The following is a 15,777-nucleotide window of genomic DNA, read 5'->3' on the forward strand; positions in this document are numbered from 1 at the left end:
ATGTCGGTGTCTGCACCTGTGCGTTCGGCTGCCAACCGGTGAAATTCCTCAAAAATCATATCCAGTTCATGGGCCGGGATACCAATGCCAGTATCTAACACCTGTATTAATACCTGCTGTTGCCGGCGACGACTGCCGACCAGAATCCGGCCTGTCCGCGTATACCGCAGGGCGTTACTCAGCAGGTTCTGGATGATGCGACGCAGTAACACCGGGTCTGAGTCCACGCCGATGCGGCTGCGGACATAGTGCAGTTCAATGCCTTTCTGGGCTGCCAGCGGGCGAAATTCTTCCACCAGTGAGTCCAGCATCTGATCCAGTTCAAACTCCTGACGGCGCGGGCGGACGATATCGGCATCGAGCTTGGAAATTTCCAATAATTCATTCAGCAGCGATTCGGCCGAATGCAGCGACTGGTCGAGATGCTGCGCCACTGGCATGATTTCTTCCACCAGCCCCGGGCTGCTCAGTTGCCGGCGTTCCAGTTTGTTCAGGATCGATGCTGAAAACAGTGATGCGGAGTTGAGCGGTTGCACCAGATCATGCCCGGCTGCCGCCAGAAAGCGGGTTTTGTTGCGGCTGGCTTTTTGCAGGTCGTGGTTCAGCTCGGTGAGCTTGTGGGTGCGCTCATCGACCCGTTGTTCCAGTACTTCGTTGGCGCTGCGCAGCTGCTCTTCAATATGACGATACTCGGTAATGTCGCTGTACACCGTGATGTAGAGGCTGTCGCCAATCGGGGTGCCACTCAGTTCAATCGAACGGCCGTCCCGGGTTTTGCGTACATAGTGCAGTTTCTCGCGCTGGCGTAATTCCTTGAAGCGTTGCGCGACGATGGCATCAACGTCCTGGTCGCCATAGCCGCCGGAACGGGCAATATGCCCCAGCAGTGCCTCCGCCGACTGGCCAACGTACAAGTGCCCTTGAGGGAAACCGTACAGGCTGGCAAAACTCTGGTTCCAGGCCACCAGCGTTAAATGCTCGTCGACCACGGTGATGCCCTGGTTGAGGCTGTGCAGAATGGAGTTGAGCAGATCCCGGTTAAACAGCACCACCTCGGAAACTTCCTCAACCAGGTTGTTCAATGTGGTGTACTGGCCGGTGCCATCTTCGACCAGATTACGTAGCAGCAGCGCCGAGCCTTTGCGTCCAACCACCGAACTGAGCAAGCGGTCGGCTTCTTTGAGCATGGCTTCATCCACTTCGCCGCGATGCAGAATCCGTCCTGTCAGCGGATTGCTGAAATCCTCAAAAAACGCACTGACCTTGGCCGGGTTAATAAAACGCTGCAACAAGGCGCGCAAATCCTGGGCATGAATGGCATAACGCCGGGTATTGATCGGTGCGGACGAGGCGGTACTGTAGACAAAGCGCTGAGCCTGTTCGGTATCGGCAAAGCTGGGCTTGTGATAGAGCGAGGCAATCACCAGCATCAGGGTATTCAGCATCAGGCTCCAGAAGGTGCCATGCACAATCGGGTTTAATTCCCCCAGCCCCAACAGGCCATGGGGTTGTAAAAATGCCAGCCCCCACGGGCCATCCAGCAGGGACGGATCGCCCCAGCCCATACTCGATGCAACCGGCAGAAACAGGGTGTACGACCAGACGGCAAAACCGGTACCAATACCCCAGTAGGCTCCCATCCGGTTGGCTCCGTGCCAGATCATGCCGATCAGGATGGCGGGGGCAAATTGGGCGATGGCCACAAACGCCAGCAAGCCGATTTCCGACAGATTATGAAATTGCGACAACAGCCGGTAATACACAAACGCCAGCGCCAGCACGCCCACAATCGCCACCCGACGAATCAGCAACACCCGGGATTTGATGCCTGTCCCGTTGCCCTGCCAGCCCAGCCGGATCAGAATCGGCAAGACAATTTCATTACACACCATGGTCGCCAGCGTGATGGAAGAAATAATCACCATCGAGGTACCGGCGGACAAGCCGCCAATGTAAGCCAGTAGCGCCAGCCATTCCTGCTGAAAAGCCAGCGGTAATTCCAGCGTGATATAGGTGAAGGATTCCAGCATGTCCTGGTTCAGCGTTGCCGCCAGCCCCAGCGGTAACAAAAACAGGTTGATTGCCAGCAAATACAGCGGAAACATCCAGCGTGCCGCCCGGATATCCCGCTGTGAACGGTACTCGACAACCGCCACGTGAAAATGACGTGGCAAGGCAATAATGGCGATGGCTCCCAGCAAGGCATGGGTCAGATAAACACTGGGATCGGCATAATCGGTCAGGGTCTGCGCAATCAATGGGTCAGCCATCGCAGTACTGACCAGATCCGCAAAGCCGTCGTACAGGCCATAGACGGCAAACAGTCCCACTGCCATCAAGGCCACCAGTTTGACCAGGGATTCAAAGGCAATGGCCAGCATCATGCCCTGATGGCTTTCGCTGGAGTCGACCGTTCGGGTACCAAACAAGATACTGAAAACCGCCATGATCCCCGCAATAATTAGCGTCGGGTCGCTGAACCAGCGCAGCTCCACCGAGCTGGTCAGGGTAACCAGCTGGAAGCTGGCCGACACCGCTTTGAGCTGCAGCGCGATATAGGGCACTACGCCAAGCAAACATAACAAGGCCACCAGAATGCCAACGCCGCGACTGTGGCCAAAGCGGGCGGAAATAAAATCCGAAATGGTGGTGCTGTTTTCCTGGCGGGCAATCTGGATGATGCGGTCCATGACCTTCCAGCCGACGGTAATCAGAATAATGGCGCCGGTGTAGGTCGGAGCCAGAATCCAGCCATGGGTCAGCGCTTGCTGTACGGTGCCGTAAAATGCCCAGCTGGTGCAGAAAATCGCCAGCGTCAGGCTGTAGACATACGGCTGCCAGGAAGGCCGCATCCAGTGTGATCCCCATATCGCGATCACAAACAAAAAGCCGACGTACATCAGCGACAGCCCACCCACAAACCAGACCTGGTGGATCAGGCTATCCATAACGAACGCTCACGCTCACACACAGGCACAGGCACAGGCTACAAACAGACTCAAACACACGTCCACACGCTGGTTGCCACAGGCGTTTTGCCGGTACAGAGGTCATTGTTATTGTTTTCCTGAAAACGTGAATCCGAGTCACTCTTTCTGACGCTTATCACCTTGTATACAGGTTGCTGGCCGCGCTCAACCTACTTTGGTAGGTGATGGCTAATTCCCCTACCAAAGAAGGGTAGGATGCCCCAGGTCGCCTCCCTATAGTTTTTCAGACACTCTGGCGAGCCATTACTCCAACCGATGGCAGCTCCAGTCACTGAAAAATAATAATCAGGATCAGGCTATGAAACGCACTCTTTCGACTCTGGTGGCTACCTCCGCGCTGGCGCTCTGCTGCACCGCCGTACAAGCCAAACCCATCTTGCTGAAAACCCCGATTGCCTTTGGTTCGAACCTGCCAGCACTGGGCACTCCGATTGCCTGGGTTGCCGACCAGTTACCACTGGTCTCCGGTGGCGAAGTCAAAATGAAACTGTATGAGCCGGGCAAACTGGTTGCACCGCTGCAGATCCTCGACGCTGTGTCTGCGGGCAAGGTCAATTCCGGTTACTCCATTGCCGGTTATTGGGCCGGCAAGATGCCTGCGGCGGCCATTTTCTCAACCATTCCCTTTGGCCCGGAAGCGCCGGAATTTGCGGCCTGGATGTATTACGGCAACGGCCTCAAGCTGTATCAGAAAATGTACGACGATGCCGGTTATAACGTCCATGTCGAGCCTTGCTCGCTGATCAGCCCGGAAACGTCCGGCTGGTTCAAGAAGCCTGTTAACTCGCTCGAAGACCTCAAGGGTCTGAACATGCGTTTCTATGGTCTGGGTGGTGAAGTGCTGGCCAAGCTGGGCGTGTCGACCTCGTTGATTCCTGGCGGTGAGATCTTTGGTGCGCTGGAAAAAGGCGCTATCGACGCGACTGAATTTTCACAACCGGCGATTGATCAGAAACTCGGTTTCTACAAGGTTGCCAAGCACAACTATTTTCCGGGCTGGCACCAGCAAGCCACTTTCTTTGAGCTGCTGATCAATGGCGACACCTGGAAAAGCATGTCCGACCAGCAACGCGCCGTTGTCTCTACCACTTGTAAGGCTTCCGTTACCAACTCGGTTGCTGAGTCTGAATTTATCCAGTTCGAAGCGATTCGCGCCAATATGGAAGAACGGGGCGTCACGGTACACGAATGGCCCAAAGAAATGCTGGATGCTTTCAAGGGTGCCTGGGATGAAGTGGCCGCCGAGCAGCGCAAGGACCCAACCTTCGCAGCGGTTTACGACGACCTGCAAACCTTCCGTACCAACTATCAACTGTGGTCCAGCCGCGCCTTTTTGCCGCGTGACTGATCTGGTCTGATTTGGTTACAGGCACCTTGCCGCTGCGAGCGGCAGGGTGTCTGTCAGACACTCTGTTTTGCTTTTGGCCGCAAGGTTTTATCCATCCGAACACTCCTCAGGAACTCCCATGAACCAGCACCCAGATACTCCGCCTCCGGTGCCTTTTGCCGATAGGATCGACCGGCTACTGATCCGGCTCAGTCAGGCCATTGCCTGGATTTTCGCCCTCCTGATGGTGGTGATTCTCACCCAGGTGATGTTACGGCGTGGCTTCAGCGCAGGCATGATTGCACTGGAAGAGCTGCAATGGCATCTATACGCCATTGGTGTCTTTGCCGGTGTGCTGTATGCCCAGGCCAACAACAGTCACGTCCGGGTCGACGTACTGCACAGTCATTTCAGCCCGACCACCAAACATGTGGTCGAAATTCTCGGGCTGACGTTGCTGTTATTACCGTTCCTGATGCTGGTGTTTTATCACGGGCTGGATTTTGTCTATCAGTCCTGGCGTATTAATGAACGCTCGATTGCCCCTGCCGGATTGCCCTGGCGCTGGCTGATCAAAACCCTGATTCCCGTCACCATGGGATTAATGATTATCGCGACGCTCAATCGTATCGGTCGCGAAGTGGTGCTGTTGCAGCGCCAGCGGAGTGGAGGTCAGTGCCATGGAAATTAATGAAATCCTGATCATCGCCATGTTCGCCAGTTTTATCCTGCTGCTGTTTACCGGCTTTCCGGTGGCCTGGGTGCTGGCGGGTGTCGGCACCGTGTTTGCGTTGCTGGCTTATCTGTCGGATATGTACCTCGATACCATTATCGGCATCGACTTTACCTCGGTCGGACTGGTGGTCGACCGCACCTACAAGATCATGGATAACTGGATTCTGGTCGCGTTGCCGATGTTTATTCTGATGGGCAACCTGCTCGACAAATCCGGCGTGGCCGAAAACCTGATGAAGTCCTTCCAGGCGCTGTTTGGTCGGGTGCGGGGCGGACTGGCCATTACCGTGGTACTGATCGGGATTATTCTGGCCGCTTCCACTGGTATTGTTGGTGCTTCCGTGGTGCTGCTCGGGGTTATGTCCTTACCGGCGATGCTGGGTCAGGGTTATGAGAAAACCGTCACCGTGGGCACCATCGCCAGTGCCGGAACGCTGGGTATCCTGATTCCGCCCAGCATCATGCTGGTGATTATGGCCGACCAGCTGGCGTTATCGGTTGGCGACCTGTTTATGGGGGCCGTCATGCCCGGTCTGCTGCTGGGCGTGCTGTACATTGTCTATATTCTGGGCTGGGGCCTGTTCAAACCGGAATCGATGCCGCTGGATGACAATATCCAGCCAGTGACTGCCAAGGTCTGGATCGATGTGTTCAAGGCCGTGGCCCCAACGCTGGCCATGATTCTGGCGGTACTCGGCAGTATTTTTGCGGGCATCGCGACGCCCACCGAAGCTTCTGCCGTGGGTGCTGCTGCTGCCATGGGACTGGCCTGGCAAAACAAACGCCTGAGCATTAAGGTGATTCGGGAATGTCTGCACGATACGCTGAACGTCAGTGGTTATATTTTTGCGATATTTATCGGTGCCACCATGTTTGCGTTGGTGCTGCGGGAGCTGGGCGGTGATGAATACATCGAGTCGCTGCTGACCTCTCTGCCATTTGGCCCATACGGCATCATCCTGTTTATTCTCGGTATTGTTTTCTTGCTGGGCTTTATTCTCGACTGGATCGAAATCACGCTGATTATTCTGCCGCTGGTTGCGCCGGTGATCAGTGCGCTGGATATCGCGATTAATGGCTATGGCGTGATGGATGACCCGACACTGGTGTGGTTTGTCATGCTGGTTGCATTGACCTTGCAGACATCATTCCTGACACCGCCGGTGGGTTTCTCGCTGTTTTATTTAAAGGGTGTGTGCCCGCCCGAAGTCAGCCTGACAACCATCTATAAAGGTGTTATTCCGTTTATCTTGCTGCAACTGACAGCCCTGGCGCTGCTGATTGCTTTCCCTGGACTGGTTAACTGGTTCCCTGCTTATATCTACGGGCCGTAACCCCTGATCGGGTAGCCTTGCTGTCAGGTGAATATCTGATAGCAGGCTACCTTTTTTCTTCCGCTTCTCTTGCTTCTCTTGCTTCTCATCCGCTTCTCCCTCTCTATTTATTCTCCATTCTCCATATATCTCTGTATCTCTGTATCTCTGTATCTCTGTATCAGCCTGGCTCCTGACTCAGCAGCCAGGCAAATTTTTGGCGCAGCCGCAATGGCCGTGCCGCTGGTGTAATTTGCTGGCGGCACGGGTTATGGGAGCTAACCGAGTCAGGACAGACAGATGATATGGGCGGCAGGCTCGGCCGCGTACAGCTCGGCAACGGTATCGGCACGATTGGTTAATACCGCATTTTGATTGATGGAGCCTTTGTCGGTAATTTCATGGGCATCCAGCTGTGGTGGCCGGGCTTCAATGACCAAGCGCTGAACCCGGTTGGAGCTGCCGGTTGACGAGGCAGCCATTTCAGTGAGCAGGCGTCCGAAGACCTCGCGGGTGCGGGGGTGTGATACCAGCTCGCTGGCGCTGGCGTCGGCGGGCAGTTCCGTTAGCTGATGCAGTTGCGACAGGTCGGGGAAGACCAGTATCGAAATATAGCCCCGGTCGCGGCCCGCAATCACCAGGTCTTGCACGTAGGGGGCGCAATGGTGGATTACAAACGGTCGCAGACTGCCGACGCTGACCCAGGTGCCGGTATCCAGTTTGAAGTCTTCCGACACTCGACCATCGAAGTAAAATCCCCGATCGGGCTGTTGTTCATCAATAAACTTGAGGGCATCACCGAGACAGTAAAAGCCTTCTTCATCGTAAGCGGTGGCGGTTTTCTCTGCATCGCGCCAGTACCCCGGAGTAATACTGAGGCCACGGATACGGGCTTCGAGTTTGCCGCCATTGGGCACCAGTTTGATGTCGGTACCCGGCGCGGGTACACCAACCACACCGGAAGCGCACTCTTCTATTGAAGCGAACAACGCCGCCGGGCCGGTTTCGGTTGAGCCAAGGCCCGTCAGCATCGGGACTTTTCTACCCGTATGCTGAATCGCCAGTTCATCCAGTGCATCCCATACATGCTGGGCCAGACCAGCACCGGCGAAGTACATGACGTTCAGGTGGCGGTAAAAGTTGGCGGCGACATCGGGATTGTCTTTCAGCCCCTGGGCCAGCAATTCAAAGCCTTTGGGCACGTTAAAATACACCGTCGGCGAAATATCGCGCAGATTGTCGAGCGTGACTGGCATGGCTTTGGGGACAGGTTTGCCCTGGTCGATATACAGTGAACCACCGTTGAACAGCACCAGGCCGACGTTGTGGTTGCCGCCAAAGGTGTGGTTCCACGGCAGCCAGTCGACCACTACCGGTGGTTGTTGCTGCACAAAGGCCAGTACACTGGCGAGCATGGCCTGGTTGGCGCAGAGCATTTTATGGGTGTTGATCACCCCTTTGGGCATACCGGTGGAGCCGGAGGTAAAAAGAAATTTGGCGATACTGCTGGCACTGACGGCCCGGTTGGCCTGATCGACGGCAGCGGTCACTGTGGTGTTGATCAGGGTATCAAATGGGGTCAGTACTCCTTCCAGACCGTCGTTGCCGTGGGCAGATACAACCGCGACCACGGGCAAACCGGGTAATACGGCATCAATGGCATCACGGTATGGTCCGAGGTTGTCGGCAAATACCAGTCCCGGGGTCAGGGTTTCGACGATATGGCGCAGCTTGCCAAAATCGGTAGAAATGGTGGAGTAGGCCGTAGAAACAGGAGCATAGGGAATACCGACGTACATGGCAGCCAGTGCCAGCAGCAGGTGTTCGCTGCTGTTGCCCGACAGAATCACAATCGGCCGCTCCTGACTCAGGGGTTCGCCGTCGATGCGCAGATCCAGTAACCATTGGGCGATGGCCCGTACGCGGCGGCGGGTGTCGGCATAGTTAAGGGTTTGCCAGTGCTGGTGGTCGGTACCGGCCTGGGGGCGCTGGCTGACAAACGGCCGCTCCGGGGTCTGTGTTGCCCAGTAGTCCAGGCGGTCGGTAATTCGTTCCGGATAGTCGCACAGCTCTCCGACCGAACGGATAATGCGACTGCCATCTTCGCGGTGTTCAACATCGACCCGATGGGTCACGACATGGACAGGATGAAAATCAGCAAGCATGTTGAGGCTCCATGATGCACTTTTTATGATTATTTGCATCGAGTGTGAGTTGTTATTGGTTGGTCATGCTGGCTGCCGGGTTTATCCGGCGGCGTTAAAGTCGAAATCTTTCAGGCCGTTATCGGCATCAGCTACTGTGGCTAAGAGCGCCTGGATACGGGGCATCTCATGGGCAAAATAGAAGCGGGCCTGGGCGATCAGGTTGCGATGATAGTCGGCATCACTGTCGCCGCGTATACAGGCCTGATCGGCCAGTAAAGCCAGCTGCCAGCCAACGCAGAGTATTCCCAGTGCGTCGAGCAAAGGCACAGACCCGGCATGTAAGCGAGTCTGCTCACTTGTCTTGTTGGCGCTGTCGAGCAGGGCTTCTAGCTGGTTCTGCATCGCCGCGACGGAATGAATCAGATTACTCTGTAATTCAGCCAATGGCGTCGCCAGTCGATCGGCATCCTGGTGGATATGCCGTAGCAGGCACCGCAAGGCGGTTCCCTTATCGGCCAGTATTTTGCGGAATAGCAGGTCGCGTGCCTGAATGCCGGTGGTGCCTTCGTAAATGGTGATGATGCGGGCGTCGCGCATAAACTGGGCAATACCGGTTTCTTCAACAAAGCCCATGCCACCAAATACCTGCAAACAGGTGTAGCTCATCTGGTTGCCCTGTTCGGTGCCAAAGGCTTTGAAGACCGGCGTCAGCAGGGCAATTTGCCCCCGCAGTTGCTGGCGTTGCTGCTCATCGCTGCTGTGTTCAGCCAGATCAATCCAGGCTGCCAGCAGATACCCCAGTGCTCGCAGACCCATGGTCTGGCTGCGCATCGTCAGCAGCATACGCTGCACATCCGGGTGCTGGTTGATGGTGACCCGGGTGCCGTTCTGGAAGTGACTGCCCTGACTGCGCTCCTGGGCGTAACGCAGGGCGTGCTGGTAACTGAGCTCACCAAACCCGACCCCTTGCATGCCGGTGCTGAGACGGGCTTCGTTCATCAGTACAAACATGGCCATCAGGCCTTGGTTTTCAGCGCCGATCAGCTCGCCAATACAGTCGTCGTGGTCGCCATAACTTATCGAACAGGTGGGGCTGCCGTGCAGACCCATCTTGTGTTCAATGCCGCTACAGACCACATCATTGTGTGCACCCAGTGAGCCATCAGCTTCGATACGGTATTTCGGTACCGCAAACAGGGAAATACCGCGACTGCCTGCCGGTGCATCCGGGGTACGGGCCAGCACCAGATGGATGATATTGGCGGCCATGTCGTGCTCACCATAGGTGATAAAAATCTTCTGCCCCTTGATGCGATAGTTGCCATCCGCCAGCGGTGTGGCTTTGGTGGTGGTCGCAGCCAGGTCGGAACCAGCACCCGGTTCGGTCAGCGCCATGGCGATGGTCCACTGGCCACTGGCGAGGGGTTCGAGATAACGCTGTTGTTGTGTGGCGCTGCCAAAGTGCCGCAGGATATCGCTGCCACCCTGGTTGAGGGCGTGGAACATCACAAAAGCCAGATTGGCCGATAGCCACATCTCGTTTACTGGCTGGGCGATAAACCGGGGCAGTGCCTGCCCTCCCGCGGCTTCTGTCATGGCCAGCCCCATCCAGCCGTTATCGCAGAACTGTTGATAGGCTTGTTGCCAGCCCGGTGGGGTGATGACGGTGCCATTGTCGAAGCGGCAGCCTTGCTGGTCGCCCACCTGATTGAGGGGTGACAGTACCCCAGTGGCAAATTTGGCGGCTTCAGCCAGAATTGTATTGGCGAAATCAGGGGTCATCTCAGCCAGTACCTCGATCTGGTCCAGACCTGTGTGCTGGCGTACCAGTTCGAGGGTAAACTGCATGTCTTTTAAGGGTGCCAGATATTCACTCATTGCCACTCTCCCTATTTGGCCGCCATGCGGATCGCGCCATCCAGACGGATGGTTTCGCCATTCAGCATGCAGTTTTCAAAAATCTGCTGCACCAGTTGGGCAAACTCGTCCGGCTCCCCCAGTCGTGCTGGAAAGGGGACTGCAGCGCCGAGGGATTGCTGCACTTCGTCGGGTAGTACCGCCATCATGGGGGTTTTGAACAATCCCGGGGCAATGGTCATTACCCGAATACCGAAGCGGGCCAGTTCCCGGGCAATCGGTAGCGTCATGGCGACCACTCCGGCCTTGGATGCGGCATAACCGGCCTGGCCAATCTGGCCATCAAAAGCGGCGACAGACGCGGTATTGATAATGACGCCACGTTCACCGGTGGCTTCCTGTTCGTTGTGTTGCATCTGGTCGGCACACAGGCGAATCATATTGAAGGTGCCGAGCAGGTTAATATTCAGAGCTCTCTGGAAAGAGGACAGCCGGTGAGGCCCTTCGCGGCCGATAACGCGCTCAGCCCCTGGAATACCAGCGCAGTTAACCAGTCCGAAGAGGCTGCCGAAGCGCTCAATACCTTGATGAATGGCGCTGGCTACGGCGTCTTCTGCAGTAATATCGCAGTGACAAAACAGGCTGCTGCCCGGGAAGTCCGCCGCCAGCCGGGTGGCCAGTCGATTACCGGTTTCGGCATTGATGTCGACCAATGTCACGCGAGCGCCCTGGCTCAGCAGACGGCGGGCAACGGCTTCACCGAGGCCAGAACCGGCACCGGTGACCAGACAATGTTTATTGGCAAGATTCATGGATCACTCCTTCTTCACAAAATTGGATGCAACGACTCGGGTTCATAAACAATCGAACGGGTGTCAGGATGATTTTTTGCGATTAAGAAAGGCGTCGATCCGTTCTTTGACCTCGCCACTGGTCTGGGTCATGCCGGTCAGCAACGATTCGGTAAACAGGCCGTCGTCGCTGGCCATATTGTTGATACGAGCCAGACCGGAAGCCATTGCCCAGTTGGAAAGACGGGAATTGCTGGCGATGGTGGCGGCCAATTCCTGGGCTTTTGCCAGGGCGCTGCCCTGCGGCACAACATAATGAGCCAGCCCCAGACGTTCCCCGTCGCTGGCTGAGAGTGTGCGACCCGTCAGCATCATCTCGGTCATGCGGCCATGGCCTATGGTCTGCGCCACCCGAACAGAAGCGCCACCACCAACAAAAATACCGTGGCGACCTTCGGGCAAGCGGTAGAAAGTTGTCTCGTCGGAGACCCGGACGTGGGCACAAATCGCCAACTCCAGACCACCACCAATCACGGCACCATGCAGCGCCGCCACAATCGGAATACCGCTGTTGCTGATATGGCTGAAGACGCGGTGCCACATGCGCGAATGCACAACCACTTCAAATGGTTCTCGGGCGGTATGTTCCGACAGGTCGAGGCCGGAGCAGAACTCCGGGCCGTTGCCTGAGAACAGTACGACGCTGACGTCCTTGGGCATATTGATAAAGACCTGTTCGATCTCCAGGCACAGGGCATCGTTGATGGCGTTCTTTTTGTTTGGGCGGTTCAGGGTCAGATGGCCAATATGGTTGTCGACACGGAACGTCAGGTGTTGATAGTTACTCATGAGCGGGCCTCTCCGGCGTTATTGTTGTTAGTTATCCGCTGAAACCAGTCATTCGGATATTTGTTGTTTTTAAATATAGTTTATACGTACAACAGTTTGCAACCCATAACTTCGTCATATCAACAGGTGATGTCAGAGAGGCGAAAAACACGCTTGGTCATTAATGGGTATGAAATCAACTGTTGTTGACATAAACAATTCGTCGGGACAAACTCATTGACGCAAGGTGACAGGCCTGTGTCGGCCAGCCTTGAACGAACCAATAAAAATAAAAAGGTATGAATCATGAAAATCAAAAACCTGCTGGTTGCACTGGGTGTGACGCTGGGCAGTCTGACGACAGCTTTCCATGCCCAGGCGGCAGAACCGGAATACACCTTCAAGCTGCATCATTTTCTGCCACCCATGGCGATGGCTCATAAAAAAATTCTGCAACCATGGGCCGACAAGGTGATGAAAGAATCTGGAGGACGTATCAAGATCGACGTCTTCCCGGCGATGCAACTGGGTGGTAAACCGCCGCAGCTACTCGATCAGGTCCGTAAAGGGGTGGTGGATATTTCCTGGACGGTGGGAGGCTATACACCGGGCCGTTTCCCGAAAGCCAGTGTGTTTGAATTGCCCTTTATGGCAGCCAGTGCCGAAGCCACCAGTATGGCGCTGCAAGAATATGGCGAAGCAGAAATGCAGGACGAGCTGAGTGATGTACACGTACTGGCGCTGCACACCCATGCCCCCGGCTCCTTGCATTCCCGGGGCGAGCTGCTGAAAACCTCGGCGGACGTCAAAGGCTTGAAACTACGTGCGCCGAACAAAGCCATGGCGGAAGCGTTCGATATCATGGGCGCGGCACCGGTCTTTATGCCAGTGACACAAATGTCGAGTGCCCTGTCGAAAGGTATTCTTGATGTGGCCGCCTTGCCGTTCGAAGTGGTTGTCCCGATGAAAATCAACCAATTGACCAATAACCATACGCTGGTCAGTGGTGATCGTGGCCTGTATACCCAGTTTTTTGTGTTCAGTATGAACAAAAAAACCTATGCCAAACTGCCTGCCGAGCTGAAAAAAGTCATCGATAATAACGCAGGAATAGAGCTGTCTCGCCATATCGGCAGCTTGTTTGACCAGTCCGAACAGGCCGGGTATGACATTACGGCTGCAGGGGGAAATCATTTCTATACCTTGCCGGCATCGGAAGCCGCCCACTGGAAAAAACAGATGCAACCGGTGACGGATGCCTGGATTAACGATATGACGGACGATGGCCTGAATGGCCAGGCCCTGTACAACAAAGCCAACGCGCTGATTACCAAGTACCAGCAGCAAACCGGTTCCTGAGTGTTTGCCGGGACTGTGACCGGCGGCTCGGCTATCCACACTCTTTAGGGTAGGGATAGGGGCAGGGGCAGCCGTCAGTTTCGGGTAAATGATGTGTGGTTTGAGAACGGTTTAACAAACAACAATTGCCCGGAGAACAATTGTTGTTTGCTATACTGGCGGCTGTGATTATTTTTTACTCCGCAGCCTTTGGGCTGTTCCGACACCAGGCATCTTATGGCAACTTCTGGCTCATCTTCTGATTCTCTCGATTTTGGTATTTTGCACGATCTGATTGGCTATCGCCTGCGTCGCACCCAGCTGGTTTTTTTTAACCGCTTTGCGGAAGCCTGCACCGATCTGGGTATCAGCCCCGGCCTGTTTGGGGTACTGGTGCTGGTAACGCGTAATCCTGGCCGCACCCAGACTGCCATTGCCCAGGCATTGGGTAATGATCGTTCGGCCATGGTAGCAGCGGTCGACAAACTGGAAAAAATGGATCTGGTCGAGCGCCGTCCATCCCTGAATGATCGCCGTTCCTATGCACTTTATCTGACCGAACACGGCGAACGTTTTTATCAGACCATTGAAAACCGGGTGAAAGAACAGGAACGTGCGCTGGAAGCGCGACTGGAAGCCGGTGAAAAAGACCTGCTGATCGATATGCTCGCCCGTCTGTGTCAGCCGGACTCTCACGACAATACCTGATGTTCATCCCATCGTTGCGGAAAGGAACGGACTTGCGTCATGGCACGCGGATGAAAAAGACCTTTTAATTGATATGCACCAACGGCTTTGTCAGTCTGGACATCACCGCGAAGGGCGATGGCTGTAAAGCCGGGTAGCGCTCTCGTTATCGATACTGAACAGACTCACAAAACAGACGAAGAGGGTGGCATGTCCGTTTCCCTGTTGTACGTCAGCGGCGTTGAGCTGCAAGCCTGGATTGACGATCTGGCACGATTACGCATACAAGTATTTCGGGAATATCCCTATCTGTACCAAGGGTCTGCTGCATACGAGCGGCAGTATCTGCAGACCTATACCGGTTCTGGTGCGGCAATGGCGATCCTGGCCATTGATGATTGTTTGCCGCCGGGTCAACAGGTTGTTGGTGCTTCAACCGGCATCCCCATGGGTTATGAAGACGCTGCCTTCCGACAGCCGTTTGAACGGGCCGGTATGAATACCTCCCGGCTGTTTTATTGTGCTGAATCGGTGTTGTTACCCGCTTACCGTGGTCAAGGAATCTATCGCGGATTTTTTGCCGGACGGGAAAAGCACGCACGAGGTCAGGGCAGCTTTGATGCCCTGTGTTTTTGCGCCGTGGTACGACCACCGCAGCACCCGCTGAAACCGGCCGACTATCGGCCTCTGGATAAGGTCTGGCAGCACTTTGGCTACCGGCCATGCCCGGATCTGATAACGCATTACGACTGGCAGGATATTGATCAGGATGCCGCCAGTGCCCACCCCATGATGTTCTGGATGAAATCACTGTGACTACAAACACTGCGACTACCTTGCGCGTTGCAACCGCCGCCTACGAGGTTGGCTTTCTGGCCAGTTTTGCCGACTGGCAAAAAAAAATATCGGCTTTGGTGGCAGAAGCCGCCGAGGACGGTGCGAAAGTACTGCTGCTGCCAGAATATGTATCGCTGGAACTGACCTCGCTGTTTCCTCCGGCGGTGTACCAGTCACTGAAGCAGCAACTGATCGAGCTGCAAGGGCTACGAGTGCCATTTGTGGCCGAATTTGTGCGGCTGGCAAAGCAACACCAGGTGGTGATCGCTGCTGGCACCTTCCCGGTCGGGTTGGCAACGGTGGCGGGCTGGGAACAATACGTTAACCGCTGTTATCTGTGTTACCCCTCGGGTGAAGTGCACTGGCAGGACAAGCTGCAAATGACCCGTTTTGAACGCGAGCAATGGGGCATCTCGGCAGGGGATGAGTTGCGTGTTTTTGATACACCCTTTGGCCGCCTGGCGATCAATATCTGTTACGACAGTGAATTCCCGCTGTTTGCCCATCAGCAAGTGGCCCAGGGGGCCGATCTGATTCTGGTGCCTTCCTGCACCGATACACTGGCAGGGTACCACCGGGTACAGTTGAGCTGTCGGGCACGGGCGTTGGAAAACCAGTGCTTTGTGTTGCAGTCCCCCACGGTGGGTGAGGCGGCCTGGTCTCCGGCAATTGATGTGAACTACGGTGCTGCCGGTATTTACTCACCGGTGGATTATGGTTTTCCGGATGACGGCATCATCACCCGCTTAGCCACCAACCAGCCGGGCTGGTGTTATGCCGACCTGGATCTGGCTGAACTGGCCCATGTGCGCAAGGCGGGCCAGGTGTTCAACTATCGCGACTGGGATGGGCAATACCCGTTTGTAACTCCGCCTCTTGCCGATAAGCCAACGGAATAAGCCGGCAAGACAGATAACGGCTGCGACC

General features: G+C 55.5%; 12 protein-coding genes. 7 read left to right on the forward strand and 5 right to left on the reverse strand.

The features are described 5' to 3' along the window. Positions 1 to 2,948: PAS-domain containing protein (locus Q4551_RS10120; protein ID WP_303433528.1), on the reverse strand; the 2,948-nt coding region annotated here is incomplete at its 3' end. A gap of 340 nt (positions 2,949 to 3,288) precedes the next feature. Here Q4551_RS10120 and Q4551_RS10125 point away from each other — a divergent pair. From Q4551_RS10125 to Q4551_RS10135, 3 genes are all read left to right on the forward strand, one after another. Beyond that, a complete protein-coding gene (locus Q4551_RS10125) occupies positions 3,289 to 4,338 on the forward strand; it encodes a TRAP transporter substrate-binding protein (RefSeq protein WP_303433530.1) in 1,050 nt (349 codons plus the stop codon). A gap of 118 nt (positions 4,339 to 4,456) precedes the next feature. Next, entirely contained in the window at positions 4,457 to 5,008 is a 552-nt protein-coding gene (locus Q4551_RS10130; RefSeq protein ID WP_303433533.1) for a TRAP transporter small permease subunit, read from the forward strand. Further along, positions 4,998 to 6,386, forward strand: coding sequence for a TRAP transporter large permease subunit (locus Q4551_RS10135; RefSeq protein ID WP_303433535.1), 1,389 nt, complete (start codon positions 4,998 to 5,000; stop codon positions 6,384 to 6,386). The genes Q4551_RS10130 and Q4551_RS10135 overlap by 11 nt, the downstream gene beginning before the upstream one ends. Before the next feature lie 266 nt (positions 6,387 to 6,652). Here Q4551_RS10135 and Q4551_RS10140 read toward each other — a convergent pair whose 3' ends face one another. The 4 genes from Q4551_RS10140 to Q4551_RS10155 all read right to left on the reverse strand — a co-directional run bounded on the left by Q4551_RS10140 (position 6,653) and on the right by Q4551_RS10155 (position 12,009). Then, positions 6,653 to 8,530 carry a feruloyl-CoA synthase gene (locus tag Q4551_RS10140; protein ID WP_303433537.1) on the reverse strand — a complete coding sequence of 626 codons (1,878 nt, stop codon included), beginning with the start codon at positions 8,528 to 8,530 and terminating at the stop codon, positions 6,653 to 6,655. 81 nt (positions 8,531 to 8,611) lie between these two features. Beyond that, the gene (locus tag Q4551_RS10145) at positions 8,612 to 10,390 is read right to left on the reverse strand and encodes an acyl-CoA dehydrogenase (protein WP_303433539.1); all 1,779 of its coding nucleotides are present in this window, start codon (positions 10,388 to 10,390) and stop codon (positions 8,612 to 8,614) included. Positions 10,391 to 10,401: 11 nt separating this feature from the next. Next, complete coding sequence (locus tag Q4551_RS10150) at positions 10,402 to 11,181, reverse strand: 3-hydroxyacyl-CoA dehydrogenase (RefSeq protein WP_303433540.1); 780 nt, start codon at positions 11,179 to 11,181, stop codon at positions 10,402 to 10,404. A 63-nt stretch (positions 11,182 to 11,244) separates the two neighbouring features. Beyond that, positions 11,245 to 12,009: a crotonase/enoyl-CoA hydratase family protein gene (locus Q4551_RS10155; protein WP_303433542.1), complete on the reverse strand. Its 765-nt coding sequence runs from the start codon at positions 12,007 to 12,009 to the stop codon at positions 11,245 to 11,247. Positions 12,010 to 12,294: 285 nt separating this feature from the next. Here Q4551_RS10155 and Q4551_RS10160 point away from each other — a divergent pair, with 285 nt between their 5' ends. The 4 genes from Q4551_RS10160 (at position 12,295) to Q4551_RS10175 (ending at position 15,749) form a co-directional block, all read left to right on the forward strand. Beyond that, positions 12,295 to 13,347, forward strand: coding sequence for a TRAP transporter substrate-binding protein (locus tag Q4551_RS10160; protein WP_303433543.1), 1,053 nt, complete (start codon positions 12,295 to 12,297; stop codon positions 13,345 to 13,347). Positions 13,348 to 13,563: 216 nt separating this feature from the next. Next, positions 13,564 to 14,034 (forward strand): MarR family winged helix-turn-helix transcriptional regulator, encoded by a 471-nt coding sequence (locus tag Q4551_RS10165; RefSeq protein ID WP_303433545.1) that lies wholly within the window; start codon positions 13,564 to 13,566, stop codon positions 14,032 to 14,034. 189 nt (positions 14,035 to 14,223) lie between these two features. Beyond that, complete coding sequence (locus tag Q4551_RS10170; protein WP_303433547.1) at positions 14,224 to 14,829, forward strand: GNAT family N-acetyltransferase; 606 nt, start codon at positions 14,224 to 14,226, stop codon at positions 14,827 to 14,829. Then, positions 14,826 to 15,749, forward strand: a complete 924-nt coding sequence (locus Q4551_RS10175) for a carbon-nitrogen hydrolase family protein (protein WP_303433548.1) — start codon at positions 14,826 to 14,828, stop codon at positions 15,747 to 15,749. Before Q4551_RS10170 ends, Q4551_RS10175 begins: the two co-directional genes overlap by 4 nt. Positions 15,750 to 15,777: the final 28 nt, after the last annotated feature.

The sequence above is a fragment of the Oceanobacter sp. 5_MG-2023 genome (assembly GCF_030548165.1).
Taxonomy (GTDB): Bacteria; Pseudomonadota; Gammaproteobacteria; order Pseudomonadales; family Oceanobacteraceae; genus Oceanobacter.